This is a genomic window from Pseudomonas sp. B21-028 (genome assembly GCF_024749045.1).
GTDB lineage: Bacteria > Pseudomonadota > Gammaproteobacteria > Pseudomonadales > Pseudomonadaceae > Aquipseudomonas.
The window spans coordinates 939,562-958,761 of the sequence record NZ_CP087184.1; the positions used below are offsets into that span (position 1 = coordinate 939,562).

Annotated in this window: 16 protein-coding genes; 4 read left to right on the forward strand and 12 right to left on the reverse strand. The window is 61.5% G+C overall.

The window, feature by feature from the left end; all coding sequences use genetic code 11:
* Nucleotides 1-236: 236 nt before the first annotated feature.
* Entirely contained in the window at nt 237-2,552 is a 2,316-nt protein-coding gene (locus LOY35_RS04035) for a TonB-dependent siderophore receptor (protein WP_258630845.1), read from the reverse strand.
* Between the two features lie 209 nt (nt 2,553-2,761).
* Here LOY35_RS04035 and LOY35_RS04040 point away from each other — a divergent pair, with 209 nt between their 5' ends.
* Together LOY35_RS04040 and LOY35_RS04045 are read left to right on the forward strand one after the other, a co-directional pair.
* A complete protein-coding gene (locus LOY35_RS04040; RefSeq protein WP_258630847.1) occupies nt 2,762-3,442 on the forward strand; it encodes a Fe2+-dependent dioxygenase in 681 nt (226 codons plus the stop codon).
* Nucleotides 3,443-4,204, forward strand: a complete 762-nt coding sequence (locus LOY35_RS04045; RefSeq protein WP_258630850.1) for a tetratricopeptide repeat protein — start codon at nt 3,443-3,445, stop codon at nt 4,202-4,204. It begins immediately after the preceding gene.
* Nucleotides 4,205-4,281: 77 nt separating this feature from the next.
* On the opposite strand, the gene LOY35_RS04050 is transcribed toward LOY35_RS04045, so the two are convergent.
* From LOY35_RS04050 to LOY35_RS04070, 5 genes are all read right to left on the reverse strand, one after another.
* Nucleotides 4,282-5,445: a type III PLP-dependent enzyme gene (locus LOY35_RS04050; protein WP_258630852.1), complete on the reverse strand. Its 1,164-nt coding sequence runs from the start codon at nt 5,443-5,445 to the stop codon at nt 4,282-4,284.
* 531 nt (nt 5,446-5,976) lie between these two features.
* Nucleotides 5,977-7,134 (reverse strand): betaine/proline/choline family ABC transporter ATP-binding protein, encoded by a 1,158-nt coding sequence (locus LOY35_RS04055; RefSeq protein WP_258630854.1) that lies wholly within the window; start codon nt 7,132-7,134, stop codon nt 5,977-5,979.
* Nucleotides 7,131-7,784, reverse strand: coding sequence for an ABC transporter permease (locus LOY35_RS04060; protein WP_258630855.1), 654 nt, complete (start codon nt 7,782-7,784; stop codon nt 7,131-7,133). Before LOY35_RS04060 ends, LOY35_RS04055 begins: the two co-directional genes overlap by 4 nt.
* 10 nt (nt 7,785-7,794) lie before the next feature.
* The gene (locus tag LOY35_RS04065) at nt 7,795-8,688 is read right to left on the reverse strand and encodes a glycine betaine ABC transporter substrate-binding protein (RefSeq protein ID WP_258630857.1); all 894 of its coding nucleotides are present in this window, start codon (nt 8,686-8,688) and stop codon (nt 7,795-7,797) included.
* A 24-nt stretch (nt 8,689-8,712) separates the two neighbouring features.
* On the reverse strand, nt 8,713-9,429 hold the full coding sequence (locus tag LOY35_RS04070; protein WP_258630859.1) for an ABC transporter permease: 717 nt from the start codon (nt 9,427-9,429) through the stop codon (nt 8,713-8,715).
* Nucleotides 9,430-9,757: 328 nt separating this feature from the next.
* Between LOY35_RS04070 and LOY35_RS04075 the strand changes: the two genes are divergently transcribed.
* Together LOY35_RS04075 and LOY35_RS04080 are read left to right on the forward strand one after the other, a co-directional pair.
* The gene (locus tag LOY35_RS04075) at nt 9,758-11,341 is read left to right on the forward strand and encodes a peptide chain release factor 3 (RefSeq protein ID WP_258630861.1); all 1,584 of its coding nucleotides are present in this window, start codon (nt 9,758-9,760) and stop codon (nt 11,339-11,341) included.
* Nucleotides 11,342-11,793: 452 nt separating this feature from the next.
* Complete coding sequence (locus tag LOY35_RS04080) at nt 11,794-12,045, forward strand: hypothetical protein (protein WP_258630863.1); 252 nt, start codon at nt 11,794-11,796, stop codon at nt 12,043-12,045.
* A gap of 76 nt (nt 12,046-12,121) precedes the next feature.
* On the opposite strand, the gene LOY35_RS04085 is transcribed toward LOY35_RS04080, so the two are convergent.
* The 6 genes from LOY35_RS04085 to LOY35_RS04110 all read right to left on the reverse strand — a co-directional run bounded on the left by LOY35_RS04085 (nt 12,122) and on the right by LOY35_RS04110 (nt 19,133).
* Entirely contained in the window at nt 12,122-13,102 is a 981-nt protein-coding gene (locus LOY35_RS04085) for a peptide ABC transporter ATP-binding protein (protein ID WP_258630865.1), read from the reverse strand.
* Complete coding sequence (locus LOY35_RS04090; RefSeq protein ID WP_258630867.1) at nt 13,102-14,070, reverse strand: ABC transporter ATP-binding protein; 969 nt, start codon at nt 14,068-14,070, stop codon at nt 13,102-13,104. Before LOY35_RS04090 ends, LOY35_RS04085 begins: the two co-directional genes overlap by 1 nt.
* Before the next feature lie 10 nt (nt 14,071-14,080).
* Nucleotides 14,081-14,992, reverse strand: coding sequence for an ABC transporter permease subunit (locus tag LOY35_RS04095; protein WP_258630869.1), 912 nt, complete (start codon nt 14,990-14,992; stop codon nt 14,081-14,083).
* A 10-nt stretch (nt 14,993-15,002) separates the two neighbouring features.
* The gene (locus tag LOY35_RS04100) at nt 15,003-16,013 is read right to left on the reverse strand and encodes an ABC transporter permease subunit (protein ID WP_024777452.1); all 1,011 of its coding nucleotides are present in this window, start codon (nt 16,011-16,013) and stop codon (nt 15,003-15,005) included.
* A gap of 75 nt (nt 16,014-16,088) precedes the next feature.
* Nucleotides 16,089-17,684 carry an ABC transporter substrate-binding protein gene (locus LOY35_RS04105; protein WP_258630871.1) on the reverse strand — a complete coding sequence of 532 codons (1,596 nt, stop codon included), beginning with the start codon at nt 17,682-17,684 and terminating at the stop codon, nt 16,089-16,091.
* Between the two features lie 75 nt (nt 17,685-17,759).
* The gene (locus LOY35_RS04110) at nt 17,760-19,133 is read right to left on the reverse strand and encodes an OprD family porin (RefSeq protein WP_258630872.1); all 1,374 of its coding nucleotides are present in this window, start codon (nt 19,131-19,133) and stop codon (nt 17,760-17,762) included.
* Between the last annotated feature and the right edge of the window lie 67 nt (nt 19,134-19,200).

Here is a 19,200-nt window from a genome sequence, read left to right on the forward strand (position 1 = left end):
CACGGCGTGCATTATGCCGTGTGTTATCGAGAAGCATTCATAAACACACATAAAAGCCCCGCTCATGAAGATGGGCGGGGCTTTTATGTGTGGTCTGCGATGGCGAGTCAAACCCTGTGGGAGCGAGCCTGCTCGCGATGGCGGCATGTCAGACGATAGTGTGATCGATTGATCCACCGCTATCGCGAGCAGGCTCGCTCCACCGGTGACCGCATTAAGGCCCCAGCCATTTCCGGTCAGAAATGGAAGTTGGTGCTCAACAGCGCCGTACGCCCCGCCGCCTGGTTGGCGAAGTGACTTCCGAGTGCCTTGTCGTAGTAGGTTTCGTCGGTCAGGTTCTGTACGTTGAGTTGCAGGTCCAGGTGCTTGCTGACCTTGTAGGCGGCCATGGCGTCGTAGCGCACGTAGGAGTCGACCATGGTGGTGTTGGCCACGTTGCCGAAGACATCGTCGACATAGAAGGCGCCGCCGCCGATGCTCAGCTTCGAAGTGATCGCGTAGGTGGTCCAGACACTGGCGCTGTTCTTCGGCGTGTTCGGCAACTGATTGCCGTTGGTGACGCTCAACGGGCCGCCGTCGACCTGTTCGCTGTCCAGGTAGCTGTAGCCGGCGAACACTTGCCATTTGTCGGTGATCTTGCCGCTGGCCGACAGTTCGAGGCCGTCGACACGGGTCTTGCCGGCGTTCTCATAAGTGGTGGTATCGACCTGGACCCGGGCGTTCTCCTTCTCGGTGCGGAAGACCGCGGCGGTCAGCGAGAGACGACTGCCCAGCAGGTCCCATTTGGTGCCGATTTCGTAGTTCTTGGTGGTTTCCGGCTCCATGTCGCTTGCCAGCAGATTGCCGTTGCGGTCGGGCGTGCCGCCCAGCGGATTGCCCTCCTGGCCTTCCCCGACCATGTTGCCTGGCGGTGTGGCCGAGGTGGCGTAGGAGGCGTAGATGCTGCCGTTGTCAGCGGGTTTCCAGACCAGGCCCAACTGGCCGGTGACGAATTCGCTGACATCGTCGCCCTTGGACGTGGTGGTGCCGGCGGCGTTGTAGGTCTTGTACTTCGTGTCGAAATGGTCGTAGCGCAAGCCCATGTTCACCAGCCACTGCGGCGACAGCTCCAGGGTATCGAACGCATAGAGCGCACGGGTGACGCTGGTGGTTTCGGTGCCGGCGTAGTTGCGTGCGATGGTGCCGTTCCACGGATCGTTCGGGTTCGGGTTGGACAACGAGGTGCAGTTGAAGCCACTGGACGAACCGATCATTGACGGGGTGCAGTTGGTGTTCGCGGCGGCGGTGCCCGGTACGGTGTCGGTGTTGACGGCGTAGGAGGATTTTTCGCCTTTCTCGCGGCTCAGCTCGATGCCGGTGGAGAAGCTGTTCTTGAACCCGGCCACATAGAAATCACCAAACAGGTCGGTCTGGTTGGTGGTGGTGTCGACGTTGCTGACACGGGTATTGACCCGACGCCAGACCGTCCCGTTGTTGACGTTACCCTTGCTGTCGTCGGGCTGGGTCAGGATGTAGTCCTGCATGCTGGAGCCATGGCGCAGGGTGTTCTTGACGGTCAGGGCATCGTTCAGGTCGTGCTCGATGGCGAAGGTCGCGGTGTCGACGCGGGTCTTGCGGAAGTCGCGGTCCAGGCCATAGAAGTTGCTGCTGTCGCCGCCGTCGTTGGGCTTGTCCGGGTTGGACTTGGTGCGGTCGGCCGTTTTCCCTGAGGCCGGCATGCTGTAAGGGATGCCCGAGTCTGGCAGGTCGTTGCTTTCCAGATGGTAGTAGTCGAGGTTGACCCGGGTGTCCGTGCCGAGGCCGAACGCCAGCGATGGTGCGATGCCCCAGCGGTCGTAGTTGACCTTGTCGCGCCCGGCGACGTTGCTTTCGTGGCTCATCAGGTTGAGACGGCCGGCGGCGCTGTCGCTGAACTGATAGTTGCCATCCAGGGTGTAGCGCTGGGTCTGGTCCGTTCCCCAGGTGAAGCCACCGTCGAAGGAGTCGCCCAGGTGCGCCTTCTTGCTCACCAGGTTGATAGTGCCGCCGGCCGCGCCCCGACCACCGATGGCGGAGTTCGGGCCTTTGCTGACTTCAATGGATTCCACGGCGAAGATTTCGCGGCTTTGCGAACCCGTGTCGCGCACGCCATCCAGGTAGGTGTCGCCCTGGGCATCGAAACCGCGGATGAAGGGGCGGTCACCTTGGGGATTGCCGCCTTCGCCAGCGCCGAAGGTGATGCCCGGCACGGTGCGCAGGGCATCCTGCATATTGAGCGCGCCGGTGTCCTTGAGCACTTGCTGGGGAATGACGGTCACCGAGCGTGGGGTGTCGACCAGCGGTGCGGTGTATTTCGGGGAAGAGGCTTTTTCGACCTGATACGACGTCGTGTCCTGGGCTTCGCCGGTGATGCTGGTGGCATCCAGCGCAATGGCCTCGCGCGGGGATTTTTCATCGGTATTCTCCGCCGCCTGGGCCAACTGGGCCGCGGACGTCGCACTCAGCGCGACACCAATGGCAGACGCCAGCAAACGGGGTGATTGGACCGGTAATTGTAATGATTGACGCGACATGAAGGTTGCCTTCCCCAAGGTTTCGAGGCCGCGGAATATAGGGTAAACGTGTATCTGTATCAATTGCGAAATATTGCTATTTGATATGAATTTACATTCTTTACAATTCCCCTTACCCCTTTGGCTTCCGTGACACACAGCAGGGGTTGTGCACAGGCAATAAGAATCACTACCATTGGCGCCCCGTATTTATCCACAGGCTAGATCCCATGTTGCTGCACATCCCCGGTGTGTTTTCTCCTGAAGAAGTGCAGCGCATCCGCGAGGCGCTGGAACAGGCCGAATGGGCGGACGGGAAGATCACCGCCGGTTATCAGTCGGCCAGGGCCAAGCACAACCTGCAATTGCCCGAGGGCCATCCCCTGGCCAAGGAGATCGGCGCCGCGATGCTCGATCGGCTGTGGAGCAACCCGTTGTTCATGTCCGCCGCGATACCGCACAAGGTCTTTGCGCCGCTGTTGAACTGCTACACCGGCGGCGGCAGTTTTGACTTCCACATCGATAACGCCGTGCGCCAACCCAAGGGCAGCGCCGAACGGGTGCGCACCGATCTGTCGGCCACCCTGTTCTTCAGCGATCCCCGGGACTATGACGGCGGCGAGCTGGAAATCCAGGACACCTACGGCACCCAACGGGTCAAGCTACCGGCCGGGGACATGGTGTTGTATCCGGGCACCAGTCTGCACAAGGTCAACCCGGTGACCCGTGGTGCTCGCTATGCGTCGTTTTTCTGGGTCCAGAGCCTGGTGCGCGAAGACAGCCAGCGCGCATTGCTGTTCGAGATGGACGGGGCGATCCAGGCGTTGACCCGCGACGTGCCGGATCACCCTTCGTTGATTCGCCTGACCGGTACCTACCACAACCTGCTGCGCCGCTGGGTCGAGGTGTAGATGGCGGATTTTCGTCTGCGCCGCGAGGAGGTGCTCGATGGCGAACGTCTCAAGGCCATGCTTGACGAAAGCCCGGCGCGGGCGGCCCAGGCGATTCTGCTCGCAGCGGGCGAAGGCATGCTCGACGCCCAGGCGTTGCTGGGTCAGATCCTGCTCGACGGCCGGGGCATCGCCCGTGATCCGGTCCTGGCGGTACGTTGGTTCGGTATTGCCGCGCGGCGAGGGCATCCGATGGCGCGCAACATGCTGGGGCGTTGTCATGAACACGGTTGGGGTTGTGTCGCCGATGCCAGCGTCGCCGCCGGGCATTACCGCCTGGCCGCCGAAGCGGGGTTGGACTGGGGGATGTACAACTACGCCAATCTGCTGGCGACCGGGCGCGGTGTGGCCGAAGACCAGGCGCAGGCCTTGAGTCTCTATCGTCGCGCCGCCGAGTCAGGCCACGCAAAGTCGATGAATCTGCTGGGGCGCTACCTGGAGGACGGACGCTGCTGTCCGGCGGATCCGCTGGCCGCGGCTCAGTGGTATCGACGCTCGGCCGAAGGTGGCGATTTTCGGGGGCAGTTCAGTCATGCGGCGGTGTTGGCGGGGAAGGGGCTCATTGACGAGGCCCTGGGCTGGTTGCGCAAGGCGCTGGCTACCGGGAACGTGAATTTCCTGCGTGTGAGCAGTGAATCGTTATCGGGTGCCTCTCACCCTGAGATTCGCGCCATGGCACATGGTTACCACCAGCGTTTTCTGCAATTGACCCAGTTGCAGTAGCGAGCGGGATGATTCGAGACCTGGCCGCGCAAAAAAAAGGTCCATGATGTCATGGACCTTTCTATCGACAGGGTGCTTTACACGTAGAACGACTTCAGCGGCGGAAAGCCATTGAATTCCACGGCGCTGTAGCTGGTGGTGTAGGCACCGGTCGAGAGCCAGTACAGGCGATCACCGATGGCCAGGTTCAGTGGCAGGCCGTACTTGTAGTTCTCGTACATGATGTCGGCGCTGTCGCAGGTCGGCCCGGCGATGACCACTTCTTCCATCTCGCCTTTTTTCTCGGTCCAGATCGGGAACTTGATGGCTTCGTCCATGGTTTCGATCAGGCCGGAGAACTTGCCCACGTCGGTGTAGACCCAACGCTCGACGGCGGTACGGGATTTACGGGCGACCAGCACCACTTCGCTGACCAGGATACCGGCGTTGGCAATCAGCGAACGGCCCGGCTCGAGGATGATTTCCGGCAGGTCGTCGCCGAAGTCTTCCTTGAGGAAACGGATGATTTCCTCGGCGTAGGTTTCCAGGCTGTTGGTGCGGGTGATGTAGTTGGCCGGGAAGCCACCGCCCATGTTGATCAGTTTCAGCTCGATGCCGTCTTCTTCCTTGAGACGCTCGAAGATCACCTTGACCTTGGCGATGGCGGCGTCCCAGACGCTGATGTCGCGCTGTTGCGAGCCGACGTGGAACGAGATGCCGTACGGCACCAGGCCCAGGTCACGGGCCAGGATCAGCAGGTCCATGGCCATGTCGGTCTGGCAGCCGAACTTGCGCGACAGGGGCCAGTCGGCGGTGGTCGAGCCTTCGGTCAGGATGCGCACATAGACTTTCGAGCCCGGCGCGGCCTTGGCGATGTTGCGCAGGTCGGCTTCGGAGTCGGTGGCATACAGGCGCACGCCCTTCTCGTAGAAGTAGCGGATGTCCCGGGATTTCTTGATGGTGTTGCCGTAGCTGATCTGGTCTGGCGTTACGCCACGGCTCATGACCTTGTCCAGCTCATAGATCGAGGCGATGTCGAAGTTCGAGCCTTTTTCCTTGAGCAGGTCGATGATTTCCACCGCCGGGTTGGCCTTGACGGCGTAGTAGACCTTGGCGAATTCGAAACCGGCGCGCAGGTCGTCATAGGCCTGAGAGATCATCGCGGTGTCGATCACCACGAACGGGGTTTCCTGCTTGTCGGCGAACGCCTTCATTTTCTGAAAGGTTTCGCGCGCGAAATAATCTTCGACCTGGATCGACATACGTTGGGACTCCTACTGGCAAACATCAGGATCAATGGGTTTGAGGGCAAGCTGCCCCCGTGAACGTCCTCCGTATCCCCACTTTGGTTCGCCTACTTCCCAAGGCATGTCGCCGAAAGCAAAAAGGCCATGGGCTGCGTGGTGCCCTTGGCCTTGCTGTCTCGTCGTCAGTACTTGAGCCGGATGGATCGTTTCCAGCATGGACGTTCGGCGCGAACTTTAGGGCGTGAGGGGCCTGAGATCAACTAAAAATGTCGCGTTTTTGCACACATCCGTCGTGCGGCCCGCGACAGCTCTTGATGTAACCGACCTGTGTGACGGATTGATGTTCCCTTGGATCGGCTGCATGTGGACCTGACTGGGTTCAACAGGCATACAAACCCCCTGTGGCGAGGGGATTCATCCCCGCTGGGCTGCGAGGCAGCCCCGGAAGAGGCTCATCGGTGCGTCAGAACATTCGAGACCTTGTTTTTGGGGCCGCTTCGCGACCCAGCGGGGATGAATCCCCTCGCCACAAGGGAATCTATTACCTCAGGCCTGCGCGGTTTCGGCCGGCGAAACAATGCTGGTCTTGCCGCCACGGGAGCGTCCGGAACTCAGGTACTCGGCGATGGACTCCTGGGTCACCTCGCCGAGGAAGACCCGTTCGGCATCCATCACCGGCAGCCACGAGCGATTGAACTCGTACATGCGCGACAGCAGGATCCGCAAATGCTCGTCATAGGCGGCCGTGGCGTTGAATTCCCGCAGGAATTGCCCGCAGGTGCCGGTCTGGCGGTGCAGGTCGCGCCGGCGCACATAGCCCAGGGCCTTGTTCTCGGCGCAGGTGACCACCACGTAGCGACGGTCATGCTCGTCCATCAATTCCAGTGCCTCGGCCACCGGGGTTTCCGGGCTGACCGAGGGCGCGTTGTCGGCCGCGTCCTCGGCCTTGACCAGCAGCAGGCGCTTGAGCGTGCTGTCCTGGCCGACGAAATTGCTGACGAACTCGTCGGCCGGGTGCGCCAGCAGGGTGTCCGGGTGGTCGCACTGGACCAGCTTGCCGGCGCGGAAGATCGCAATCCTGTCCCCCAGCTTGATGGCTTCGTCGATGTCGTGGCTGACCATGATCACGGTCTTGTTCAGTGCCCGCTGCATGTCGAAGAACTCGTTCTGGATCATCTCGCGGTTGATCGGGTCCACCGCACCGAAGGGTTCGTCCATCAGCAGCAGCGGTGCATCGGCCGCCAGGGCGCGGATCACGCCGATCCGTTGCTGCTGGCCGCCCGACAGTTCACGGGGGTAGCGATGCAGGTACTGTTTGGGTTCGAGCTTGATCATGCTCATTAGCTCGCGGGCGCGGTCGTGGCATTTCTGCTTGTCCCAGCCGAGCAGCTTCGGCACCACCACGATGTTCTCCTCGATCGTCATGTTTGGGAACAGGCCGATCTGCTGGATCACGTAGCCAATGTTGCGGCGCAGGGTCACTTCGTCGAGGCCGGTGGTGTCTTCGCCATTGATCAGGATCTTGCCCGAGGTGGGCTTGATCAGCCGATTGATCATCTTCAACGTGGTGCTCTTGCCACAGCCCGACGGCCCGAGGAATACGCAGATCTCGCCTTCGTTGACGGTCAGGTTCACCGCGTCCACGGCTTTCACATCCTTGCCGTTGCTCTGGAAGATTTTGCTGAGGTTTTGAAGTTCGATCATTTCAATAGCCCTTTTGGGGTCAGCGAGCGTTGCAGCCATTGCAGAAGCAGGTCGGCGAAGATGGCCAGGAGGCTGACCAGCACGGCGCCGACGATCAGCATCGACATGTCGCTGCGGCTGATGGAAGCGAGGATGAGCACGCCCAGACCACCGGCGCCGATGGTGGCGGCGATGGTCATGACGCCGATGTTCATGACCACGGCGGTGCGCACGCCGGCGAGGATCACCGGCACGGCGATGGGCAGTTCGACCATGCGCAGGCGCTGGCCGAAGGTCATGCCGATGCCGCGGGCGGCTTCCCGGATACCGGGTTCGACGCCGGTGAGAGCCAGGTAGGTGTTGCGCATGATCGGCAGCAGCGAGTACAGGAACACGGCGGTAATCGCCGGCATCGGCCCCAGGCCCTGGCCGAATTTCGAGTAGAACGGCAATAACAGGCCGAACAGGGCTATCGACGGGATCGTCAGCAGCACTGTCGCGCTGGCCTGCAACGGCCCGGCCAGTGCCGGGAAGCGGGTCATGAAAATGCCCAGGGGCACGCCGATGAGAATCGCCAGGGTCACGGCGATGCCCACGAGGGTGATGTGCTGCCAGGTCAGGTGCATCACCTGCTGCCAGTCGAGATGGGAAAAGGCGTTCAACAGTTCCATGGCTTTTTCCTCAGTCGATAGGGTGCTGGCGCAGGAAATCGGCGGCCACCACGGAAGGGCTTTGATGGTCGACGTCCACGCGGGCATTGAGTTGGCGCATGGTTTCGTCGTCGAACAGCTCGGCCAGCGGCTTGAGCTGCGCGGCCAACTGTGGATGGGCGTCGAGGAACGCCTGACGCACCACCGGCGCGGCGGTGTAGTCGGGGAAGTAGTGCTTGTCGTCTTCGAGCAATTTCAACTTGAAGGCGTTCAACCGGCCGTCGGTGGTGTACACCAGCCCGGCGAACACCTGGCCGTTGCGCAGGGCGGTGTAGACCAGGCCGGCGTCCATCTGCCGGATATTCTTGCGGGTCAGGTTCATGCCGTACTGCTCGACCATGCCCGCCAGACCGTCGGAGCGGTTGGCGAATTCGGTGTCCAGGGCCACCAGGTGGTTCTCGTCCGTTTCGGCCTGCAGCACGCTGTTCAATTGGCTGATGTTGCGGATCTGCGGGTACTGACGGGCGATTTTCTCCGGCAGGGCCAGGGCGTAGGTGTTGCTGAACTTCGACGGCGCCAGCCAGACCAGACCCTTTTTCGCGTCGAGGGCTTTCACCCGGGCGTAGGACTGGGCGCTGTCGAGTTTCTCCGTGACATGGTTATAGGCCACCAGGGATACGCCGGTGTATTCCCAGAGCAGGTCCAGTTGCCCGGTTTCCTGGGCGCTGCGGGCCAGGTTGCTGCCCAGCCCACCGGTGATCTGCGCGTCGTAGCCTTTGCTGCGCAGGTATTGCGCGGTGATCTCCGCCAGCAACGTCTGCTCGGTGAAGACCCGGGCACCGAGGCGGATCACAGGTTTTTCCGCCGCTTGGGCGAACCCGGCGAACAGCAGCACGCAGCCCAGTATCAAGCTCAACTTCTTCATGATGATTCCTTTATCCAGCCGGCTTTATGACGGTCGCAGACCACGTTCCAGCCAGAGGCGGCTGGCCAGTGTCACCAGGCCGTCGAGCAACAACGCCAAGAGGGCGGTGCAGGCGGCGCCGAGCAACAGTTGCGGCTGGTTGTTCAAGGCGATGCCAGGGAAGATCAGGCTACCAAGGCTGTTGGCACCGATCAGGAAGGCCAGCGGCGCGGTGCCGACGTTGATCGCCAGGGCGACCCGCACGCCACCGACAATGATTGGCACGGCGTTGGGCAGTTCGACTTTCCACAGCACCTGGCGCGGGGTCATGCCGATGCCGGTGGCGGCTTCCTTGAGAGAGCCCTGGACGTTTTTCAGGCCTTCATAAGTGTTGCGCACGATGGGCAGCAGCGAGGCGAGGAACAGAGCGAAGATGGCCGGCCCGCTGCCGATCCCCAGGACACCCAGGGCGATGGCCAGTACGGCCAGGGGCGGCACGGTGTTGCCGATGTTGAAGACTTGCATGAAGCGCTCGGCGCGCCCGACCATACCGGGGCGGCTTAAGGCGATACCGGCGGGGATGCCCACGATCAGGGCTGCCACCATGGAAACCAGTACCAGCAGCAGATGGGCTTGCAGGTAGAACAACAAGTCGTCTCGATAATGTCGGATCGTATCGATGCCGATCCAGTGGACCAACAGGGCCAGGAGCGCGACGACGACCACGCCTCCTGTCAGCCCTTTGCCATAGCGGATAGCCACAGGCGGACTCCTTTGTCTTTCAGTCGGCGCACGCTTCCCAGGCGGCAGACCGTGGGGTTGCCGGGAAAACGTTCGCGAGAAGCAGCTCTTTTCGATGCCGGTAAAACGGCAGGTGATCGAGCCATGAGCGCCGCCTCGTCAGGCTAACTTGCTGATTTTTCAGCCCCTGACGAATAAATGCAGCAGGGGGGTGGACGTCTCCATGGCGCAAAAGGTTCCCCTGTCGGGAAGCCTTTGGCCACCTTCGATGTGCTCAACGGTTCGGTTCCTGGCACAAGTTGAGCTATAATCGCCGCCCTTTTTTGAATCACCTGCCAGGCGATTTCCCATGACCAAACAGGCCGCCGAAGTCGCGAAACGCCGCACTTTCGCCATTATTTCCCACCCCGATGCCGGTAAGACCACCATCACCGAGAAGCTCCTGCTGATGGGCAAGGCGATTGCGATCGCCGGCACGGTGAAGTCGCGCAAGTCCGACCGCCATGCCACCTCCGACTGGATGGAGATGGAAAAGCAGCGGGGTATTTCCATTACCACGTCGGTCATGCAGTTCCCGTATCGCGAGCACATGATCAACCTGCTCGACACCCCGGGCCACGAAGACTTCTCCGAAGACACCTACCGCACCCTGACCGCGGTGGACTCGGCGTTGATGGTGCTCGACGGCGGTAAAGGCGTCGAGCCACGGACCATCGCGCTGATGGAAGTCTGCCGCCTGCGGGACACGCCGATCGTCAGCTTCATCAACAAACTCGACCGCGACATCCGCGACCCGATCGAACTGCTCGACGAGATCGAGGCGGTCCTGAAGATCAAGGCTGCGCCGATCACCTGGCCGATCGGCTGCTACCGCGATTTCAAGGGCGTATACCACCTGGCCGATGACTACATCATCGTCTACACCGCCGGTCATGGTCATGAGCGTACCGAAACCAAGATCATCGAAAGGCTGGACTCCGACGAAGCGCGCGAGCACCTGGGCGACGAATACGAGCGTTTCGTCGAGCAACTGGAGCTGGTGCAGGGCGCCTGCCATGAATTCGACCAGCAGGCCTTTATCGACGGCCAGATGACCCCGGTGTTCTTCGGTACCGCGCTGGGCAACTTCGGTGTGGACCATGTGCTCGACGCCGTGGTCGACTGGGCGCCGCGTCCGCTGCCCCGGGTCGCCAACGAGCGCACCGTGGAACCGGTGGAAGAAAAGTTCTCGGGCTTCATCTTCAAGATCCAGGCGAACATGGACCCCAAGCACCGCGACCGTATCGCGTTCATGCGCATCTGTTCCGGCAAGTACGAAAAAGGCATGAAGATGCGCCACGTGCGCACCGGCAAGGACGTGCGCATCGGCGACGCCCTGACCTTCTTCTCCTCGGAGCGCGAACAGCTGGAAGAGGCCTTCGCCGGCGACATCATCGGCCTGCACAACCATGGCACGATCCAGATCGGCGACACCTTCACCGAAGGCGAAGTCCTGGGGTTCACCGGCATCCCGCACTTCGCCCCGGAACTGTTCCGCCGCGTGCGCCTGAAGGACCCGCTCAAGTCCAAGCAACTGCGCCAGGGCCTGCAGCAACTGGCCGAAGAGGGCGCTACCCAGGTGTTCTTCCCGGAGCGCAGCAACGACATCATCCTCGGCGCGGTCGGCGTGCTGCAGTTCGATGTGGTCGCCAGCCGCTTGAAGGAGGAATACAAGGTCGAGTGCTCCTATGAGCCGATCACCGTGTACTCGGCCCGCTGGATCGAATGCGGCGACAAGAAGAAGCTTGAAGAGTTTTCCAATAAAGCCGTGGAAAACCTGGCGCTGGACGGCGGTGGTCACCTGACCTACCTGGCCCCGACCCGGGTCAACCTGGCGCTGATGGAAGAGCGCTGGCCGGACGTGAAATTCCGCGCGACCCGTGAGCATCACTAAGCGCTGAGCCGCAAGACCCAAAGCCCCGTTGCGAAAGCTGCGGGGCTTTTTTATCCCTGCTCGTTACGGCGCCGCCCCTGTAGGAGCGTGCTTGCGATGGCGACAGCCCATTCGATATTGATGTTGCTGACAGACCGCTATCGCGAGCAGGCTCGCTCCCACAATGGAACTGATAGGTAGATGAGATTTGTGTACGACGCCAGGGACTGTGGGAGCGAGCTTGCTCGCGATGGTGGTGGCCCGTTTGGCATGATGTTGGCTGACACATCGCTATCGCGAGCAGGCTCGCTCCCACATAGCGGCTTGGAATAAGGTCTATTCGAAAGCGGTCTGTGCCCAAGCGGCATTTCTGTCCGTGGTTCTGCGTCCTAGTCATACGAGCCAGCCAGTTCGGGATCAGATTCCTGAACGCCGTGGGGGCCCGCTTTTATCCAGGAAAGAGGAAATCGGCTATGAACAGGTTTCTACGCGTGATGTTGTTGCTGAAGGTTTTGGTGATGTTGTCCCTCGGCTCCAGCGCTGTATGGGCCGAGTGCGTCGACCACGAGCAACAGGCTTTGAGCGGGCAAGGGGGGCAGGGCGCGATGATGTTTGCTGCGACCGAAACCCAACCGGGGGATCAGGACGATGATGACTCGACGATAGACGAGGATGGGGATGGAGATGAGGGCGACGAAAGTGATGAAGGCGACAGCCAGACGTAATTTTCCAGATAAGTAGAAAACCGTGGCGAGGGGGATAGCCCCTTCGCCACGGGGTGAGTGGGTCTTGCCCGGATTGTTACGCCGCGCCGTCGAGGAACTGCTCGGCGTAGTGACACGCTACCAGCCGATTATCCAGCGGCCGCAAGGCCGGCTCTTCGGTGGTGCAACGCTCGGTCGCGTACGGGCAGCGCTTGTGAAAGGCGCAGCCGGACGGCGGGTTGAGCGGGTTGGGCAGTTCGCCGACGATCTTGATCTTCGGCTTGTTCGGGTCCGGGTGGATGGTCGGGGTGGCCGACAGCAGCGCCTGGGTGTACGGATGCAACGGGCGGCTGTAGATCGACTCGTTGGGCCCCATCTCCACCGGGCGGCCGAGGTACATCACCATCACATCGTCGGCGACGTGTTGCACCACCGCCAGGTTGTGGGAAATGAACACGTAGGCGGTGTTGAATTCCTGCTGCAGATCCATGAACAGGTTCAGCACCTGAGCCTGGATCGACACGTCCAGCGCCGATGTTGGTTCGTCCGCCACCAGCACCTTGGGTTGCAGCATCATGGCGCGGGCCAGGGCGATGCGCTGGCGCTGGCCGCCCGAGAACATGTGCGGATAGCGCTGATAATGCTCGGGGCGCAAGCCCACCTGCTTCATCATCGCCTGGACTTTTTCCCGCCGCTCGGTGGCCGACAGGCTGGTGTTGATCAGCAGCGGCTCGGCCAGTTGATCGCCGATCTTCTGCCGCGGATTGAGGGAGGCGTAAGGGCTCTGGAACACCATCTGCACGTCTTTGCGCAACTGCTTGCGTTCGGCCTTGTTGGCGCCGGCCACTTCCTGCCCGGCGATCTTCAAGGAGCCGGAGGACGGCTCTTCGATCAGGGTCAGGGCCCGGGCCAGGGTGGATTTGCCGCAACCGGATTCGCCCACCACGGCCAGGGTCTTGCCGGCCTCGAGTTCGAACGACACGCCGTTGAGGGCGCGCACGGTGGCGTGGCCCTTGAACATGCCACGGGACACTTCGTAATGACGGGTCAGGTCACGGGCGGTAAGTACGACGGCCATCACGCCACCTCCTGGTTCAGCGGGTAGAAGCAGCGGGCGAGGCTGTTGGTTTTCGGGTCAAGGGCTGGGCGTTGTTGACGGCAGTTGTCCTGCACGTAGGGGCAGCGCGGCGACAGCAGGCAGCCTTGCGGGCGGTCATAGCGGCCGGGAACGATGCCCGGCAACGTCGCCAGGCGCTCGGCGCCCATGCTGTGCTCCGGAATCGCCGCCAGCAATGCTTCGCTGTACGGATGGGCCGGAATGTCGAACAACTGCGGCACCTTGCCCACTTCCACGGCTTGACCGGCGTACATCACGCAGACGCGCTGGGCGGTTTCCGCGACGACGGCGAGGTCGTGGGTAATCAGCACCAGGCCCATGTTCTGCTCTTTCTGCAGGGCCAGCAGCAGGTCCATGATCTGCGCCTGGATGGTCACGTCCAGGGCGGTGGTCGGTTCGTCGGCGATCAACAGCTTCGGCTCGCCGGCAATCGCCATGGCAATCGCCACGCGCTGGCTCATGCCGCCGGACAGTTGATGAGGGTAGGCCTCCATGCGACTCGAAGCGCCGGGGATCTCGACTTTCTCCAGCAGTTCGATGGCGCGCTTGCGGGCGGCCTTGCCGGACATCTTCAGGTGCAGGCGCAGCACTTCTTCGATCTGGAACCCCACGGTGTAGCTGGGGTTGAGCGCGGTCATCGGGTCCTGGAAGACCATCGCCAGGTCCTTGCCGACGATTTGCCGGCGCTGGCGGGCGCTCAGCTTGAGCATGTTCTTTCCGTCGAAGTTCAGCGCATCGGCGGTGACGATGCCGGGGTGCTCGATCAGGCCCATCAGCGCCATCATGGTCACGGATTTACCCGAACCCGATTCGCCAACGATGGCCAGTACTTCGCCTTTATCCACGCTCAGGTCCAGGCCATCGACCACCGGAACGGCGTTGGCGTCGCCGAAGCGGACGTTGAGATTCTTGATTTCTAGCAGTGACATGGGAATCTCCTCAGGCGGCATTCTTGAGTTTCGGGTCCAGCGCATCGCGCAGGCCGTCGCCCATCAGGTTGATTGCCAGCACGCTGAGCAAAATGGTCAAACCGGGCAGGCTCACGACCCACCAGGCGCGTTCGATGTAGTCCCGGGCCGAGGCCAGCATGGTGCCCCACTCCGGAGTCGGCGGCTGCACGCCCAGGCCGAGGAAGCCCAGGGCGGCGGCGTCGAGGATGGCCGAGGAAAAGCTCAGGGTCGCCTGGACGATCAGTGGCGCCATGCAGTTGGGCAGCACGGTGATGAACATCAGGCGCGGCAGGCCGGCACCGGCCAGGCGGGCGGCGGTCACGTAGTCGCGGTTCAGTTCACCCATGACGGCGGCGCGGGTCAGGCGCACGTAGGACGGCAGCGACACGATGGCGATGGCGATCACGGTGTTGATCAGGCCTGGGCCGAGGATGGCGACGATCGCCACGGCCAGCAGCAGCGAAGGCAGGGCCAGCATGATGTCCATCAAGCGCATGATGGTCGGGCCAAGGATGCGCGGGAAGAACCCGGCGAACAGGCCCAGCAGGATGCCCGGGATCAGCGACATCACCACCGACGACAAGCCGATCAGCAGCGACAGGCGCGAGCCCTGGATCAGCCGGGACAGCAAATCGCGGCCCAGTTCGTCGGTGCCCAGCAGGAACTGGATCTGCCCGCCTTCGAGCCAGGCCGGCGGCGTCAGCAGGAAGTCGCGGTATTGCTCGCTCGGATCGTGGGGGGCGACCCATGGGGCGAAGATCGCGCAGAACACCACCAGGATCATGAACATCAGCCCGGCCACGGCGCCCTTGTTACGGGAAAACGCCTGCCAGAATTCTTTGTACGGGGACGGGTACAGCAGGCTTTGATCGACTGCTACCGCGGTAGTTGGAGTACTCATGGTTTTGATCTCAGCGCTGGTGACGGATGCGTGGGTTGGCAAAGCCGTAGAGGATGTCCACGACGAAGTTGACCAGAATCACCAGGCAGGCGATTAACAGGATGCCGTTCTGCACCACGGGGTAGTCCCGGGCGCCAATGGCCTCGATCAGCCACTTGCCGATGCCCGGCCAGGAGAAGATCGTTTCAGTCAGGACCGCGCCGGCCAGCAGCGTGCCGACCTGCAGGCCGACGACGGTCAGTACCGGGATCAGCGCGTTGCGCAGGCCGTGGACGAACACCACGCGCGCCGGCGACAGGCCTTTGGCCCGGGCGGTGCGGATGTAGTCTTCGCGCAACACTTCGAGCATCGAAGAGCGGGTCATGCGGGCGATCACCGCCAGCGGAATGGTGCCCAGCACAATGGCCGGCAGGATCAGGTGGTGCAGCGCGTCGAGGAACGCGCCCGGCTCATCGGCGAGCAAGGTGTCGATCAGCATGAAGCCGGTTTTCGGCTCGATGTCGTAGAGCAGGTCGATGCGTCCCGACACCGGGGTCCAGCCCAGGGACACCGAGAAGAACATGATCAGGATCAGGCCCCACCAGAAGATCGGCATCGAATACCCCGCCAGGGAGATGCCCATCACCCCATGGTCGAACAGGGACCCTCGCTTGAGTGCCGCGATCACCCCGGCCAGCAGGCCCAGGATACCGGCGAACAACAGGGCGGCCATGGACAGTTCCAGGGTCGCGGGAAACAGTGAGCTGAACTCGGTCCAGACGCTTTCGCGGGTGCGTAGCGATTCGCCGAGATCACCGTGGGCCAGTTTGCCGATGTAGTCCAGGTATTGGGCGTACAGCGGTTTATTGAGGCCAAGGCGTTCCATTGCCTGAGCGTGCATTTCGGGATCGACCCGACGTTCGCCCATCATCACTTCCACGGGGTCGCCGGGGATCATGCGAATCAACGCGAAGGTCAGCAAGGTGATGCCGAAGAACGTGGGGATCAGTAATCCCAGTCGGCGGGCAATAAAACTAAACATCTTCAGGTGTACCTCATCAGCCGGTTAGGCATGTCCGGCACCCCTTTGATCAGGGGATACCGGACGCTTTCTTATCTACTTCACCTGGGTGGTGGCGAAGTTGTTGGTGGTCAGTGGGCTAATGACATAGCCCTCTACGTTCTTGCGCATTGCCGTGAACATCCGGGTGTGGGCCATGCTGATCCACGGCTGGTCCTGGTTGAAAATCACCTGGGCCTGTTCATAGAGCTTGATGCGCTCGTCGGGGTTCACTGTGGCGCGGGCCTGGTCGATCAACGCCTGGAATTTCTCGTTGCACCAGCGGGCGTAGTTCTCGCCGTTCTTGGCGGCCTCGCAACTGAGCATAGGCGTCAGGAAGTTATCCGGGTCGCCGTTATCGCCCGCCCATCCGGCGGAGACCATGTCGTGCTCGCCGTTTTTCGCGCGCTTGAGCATTTCGCCCCATTCCATGACACGGATGTCGACCTTGATCCCGACTTTCGCCAGGTCGGCCTGCATCATCTGCGCGCCGAGCATCGGGTTGGGGTTGGTCGGGCCGCCGCCGTTGCGGGTGAACAGGGTGAACACGGTGCCTTCCGGCACGCCGGCTTCCTTGAGCAGTTGGCGGGCCTTGTCCAGGTCCCGGGGCGGATTCTTCAGCTCGTGATTGAAGCCCAGCAGTGTTGGCGGGTAGGGGTTGACCGCCACGGTGGCGTTGCCCTTGCCGAACAGTGCGTTGACGTAGGCTTCCTTGTCGAAAGCCAGATCGATGGCTTTGCGGACCCGTACATCGCTCATGTATTTGCGACTGGTGTTCAGGGCGGTGTACGAAACTGTCATCGCGTCCAGCTCGGTGACCTTGAGGTTAGGGTCCTTCTTGATGCTGGGGATATCGTCCGGTTTCGGGTAAAGCGCGATCTGGCACTCATTGGTCTTGAGCTTCTGCATACGCACGTTGTTGTCGGTGGCGATGGCCAGTACCAGTGCATCGGCCGGCGGCTTGCCGCGGAAGTAGTCCGGGTTGGCCTTGAAGCGAACCTGGGCGTCCTTGTTGTAGCGCTGGAAGATGAACGGCCCGGTGCCGACCGGCTTGCTGTTGAGGTCGCCGGCCTTGTTGGCCTTGAGCAACTGGTCGGCGTATTCGGCCGGGTAGATCGAGGAGAAGGCCATGGCGATGTCGGCCAGGAACGGCGCTTCGCGGCGGGTCAGGGTGAACTTGACCGTGTGCTCGTCGACTTTCTCGACGCTTTTCAACAGCTCTTTGAAGCCCATGCTTTCAAAGTAGGGGAAGCCCACGCTCGACAGTTTGTGCCATGGGTGATTCGGGTCCAGCTGGCGCTGGAAGCTCCAGACCACATCGTCGGCGTTCATGTCGCGGGTCGGCTTGAAGTATTCGGTGGTGTGGAACTTGACGCCTTTGCGCAGGTGGAACGTGTACGTCAGGCCATCGTCGCTGATGTCCCAGGATTCGGCCAGGGCCGGAATCACTTCGGTGGTACCGGGCTTGAAATCGGCCAGGCGATTGAAAATGGTTTCCGCCACGGCGTCGGCAGTGACTGCAGTCGTGTACTGGACCATGTCGAAGCCTTCCGGGCTGGCTTCTGTACAAACCACGAGGGGCTTGGCCGTGGCGCCAACGGCGACACTCAGCAACGCAGCGGCGATGGCTGCGCGTAGGGGGATCATGTTCATCGTCATATCCTCTGCAATCGGTTGAACGGCAAAAAATCGAACGGTCGACCTTGTGGGTCGACCGTCCGTGCACGGTTAGAGAATGTTGAACGGAACGGTGGTGACCAGGCGGAACTCGTTGATGCTGCCGTCAATCTGGTTACGGCTGGAGCGGTGTTCGGTGTAGGTGGCACGAATCGCCGTGGCCTTCAACGGACCGCTCTGCACCGCGTAGGAAGCACCCACGCCGGTTTCGTAATGATTTTCATCGTTCAGGCCGCGAACGTCATAGGCGGTACCGGTGTAATGAGTGCCGTCGATGCCCCAGCCGCGAGCACGGTAGACGTTGAACTTCAGACCTGGCACGCCGTATTCAGCCATGTTGATGCCATAGGCGATCTGAAAGGATTTTTCGTTTGGGCCGTTGAAGTCCGACAGCAGGGAGTTGGCCAGGTAGATGCCGTTGGTTTCGTGCAGGTAGTCGAAGTATTCGTTACCGTTCACCGCCTGGTAGGAGAACGTCAGGGTATGGGCCTGGTGGGTCAGGCCCAACGACAGCGAGTAGGTGTCGTTGTCGATTTCACCCATCTCCTTTTTGCCTTCGTCCACGGTCTTGTAGTAGTTCAGGCCGGTGGTCAAGGCCAGCACCGAAGCGTCGCCCAGTTCGTGGGTGGCGCCGAAGTAGTACTGGTTCCAGAAGTCTTCGACCTGAGAGGCGTACAGGCTGGTCTTCAGGCTCTTGAGTGGCTGGTAGTTCAGACCGACGACGCTGACCTTGTCGGTTTCTGCGCTGTTGTTGGTGTACTCGGAGCGGAATTTCGACAGGCTCTGTTCGGTACGTGGCGAGACGCGGTCGAACACGCCGGCATCGAACGACAAGTTGCTGAATTCTTCACTGTGCAGGCTTACACCTTCGAAACTCGAAGGCAGCGCGCGGTTGCCGATGACGTCGACGATCGGGGTGCTGAAGTTCTGGCGCCCGGCGGTCAGGGTGGTGTTGGAAACCCGTGCCTTTATGTTGGCCAGGCCCAGCTTGCTCCACTGGTCCACGGCATCGCCGTTGTTCTCGGCCAGGGTGCGGTTGCCGCCGTTGGCGATATCCTTGCGGCTACGGTCCAGGACTACTGCGTTATAGGCCGCGACTTCAGTGCTGAAACCGACGGTGCCTTGGGTGAAGCCCGAGGTGTAGTTGAGAATGGTGCCCTGGACCCAGTTGATGCGCCGGTCGGTTGGGCGTGTCTCACCGTGCTTCTGATAACTGAAGTTGCCTCGTTTCAGCAGTTCGTTGGCATACCAGTTCCGTGTTGTGCCCGACAGGCTCTGGCCGTCGAGGAAACCCTTGGCTTCGGATTGGGCGTTGGTGCCAGCCAGTTCGGTCGGCATGAAGTCCTGGCTTTGCGACTCAGCACAGGCTGTCGCGGTAACGCTGCTGATGGCCAGGGCCAGTAACGCGGTGCTGCTCAATTTCATGGGTAACGCTCCTTTTTCTTTCTTTTTAATGCCGGTCTTCTTCAGTGATACGGCTATTGGTTTTACT

Bases quoted from the DNA above. Each gene is read 5' to 3' on its own strand.
- LOY35_RS04035 (WP_258630845.1), bottom strand. From the start codon at position 2,552: ATGTCGCGTCAATCATTACAATTACCGGTCCAATCACCCCGTTTGCTG.
- LOY35_RS04040 (WP_258630847.1), top strand. From the start codon at position 2,762: ATGTTGCTGCACATCCCCGGTGTGTTTTCTCCTGAAGAAGTGCAGCGC.
- LOY35_RS04045 (WP_258630850.1), top strand. From the start codon at position 3,443: ATGGCGGATTTTCGTCTGCGCCGCGAGGAGGTGCTCGATGGCGAACGT.
- LOY35_RS04050 (WP_258630852.1), bottom strand. From the start codon at position 5,445: ATGTCGATCCAGGTCGAAGATTATTTCGCGCGCGAAACCTTTCAGAAA.
- LOY35_RS04055 (WP_258630854.1), bottom strand. From the start codon at position 7,134: ATGATCGAACTTCAAAACCTCAGCAAAATCTTCCAGAGCAACGGCAAG.
- LOY35_RS04060 (WP_258630855.1), bottom strand. From the start codon at position 7,784: ATGGAACTGTTGAACGCCTTTTCCCATCTCGACTGGCAGCAGGTGATG.
- LOY35_RS04065 (WP_258630857.1), bottom strand. From the start codon at position 8,688: ATGAAGAAGTTGAGCTTGATACTGGGCTGCGTGCTGCTGTTCGCCGGG.
- LOY35_RS04075 (WP_258630861.1), top strand. From the start codon at position 9,758: ATGACCAAACAGGCCGCCGAAGTCGCGAAACGCCGCACTTTCGCCATT.
- LOY35_RS04080 (WP_258630863.1), top strand. From the start codon at position 11,794: ATGAACAGGTTTCTACGCGTGATGTTGTTGCTGAAGGTTTTGGTGATG.
- LOY35_RS04085 (WP_258630865.1), bottom strand. From the start codon at position 13,102: ATGGCCGTCGTACTTACCGCCCGTGACCTGACCCGTCATTACGAAGTG.
- LOY35_RS04090 (WP_258630867.1), bottom strand. From the start codon at position 14,070: ATGTCACTGCTAGAAATCAAGAATCTCAACGTCCGCTTCGGCGACGCC.
- LOY35_RS04095 (WP_258630869.1), bottom strand. From the start codon at position 14,992: ATGAGTACTCCAACTACCGCGGTAGCAGTCGATCAAAGCCTGCTGTAC.
- LOY35_RS04100 (WP_024777452.1), bottom strand. From the start codon at position 16,013: ATGTTTAGTTTTATTGCCCGCCGACTGGGATTACTGATCCCCACGTTC.
- LOY35_RS04105 (WP_258630871.1), bottom strand. From the start codon at position 17,684: ATGAACATGATCCCCCTACGCGCAGCCATCGCCGCTGCGTTGCTGAGT.
- LOY35_RS04110 (WP_258630872.1), bottom strand. From the start codon at position 19,133: ATGAAATTGAGCAGCACCGCGTTACTGGCCCTGGCCATCAGCAGCGTT.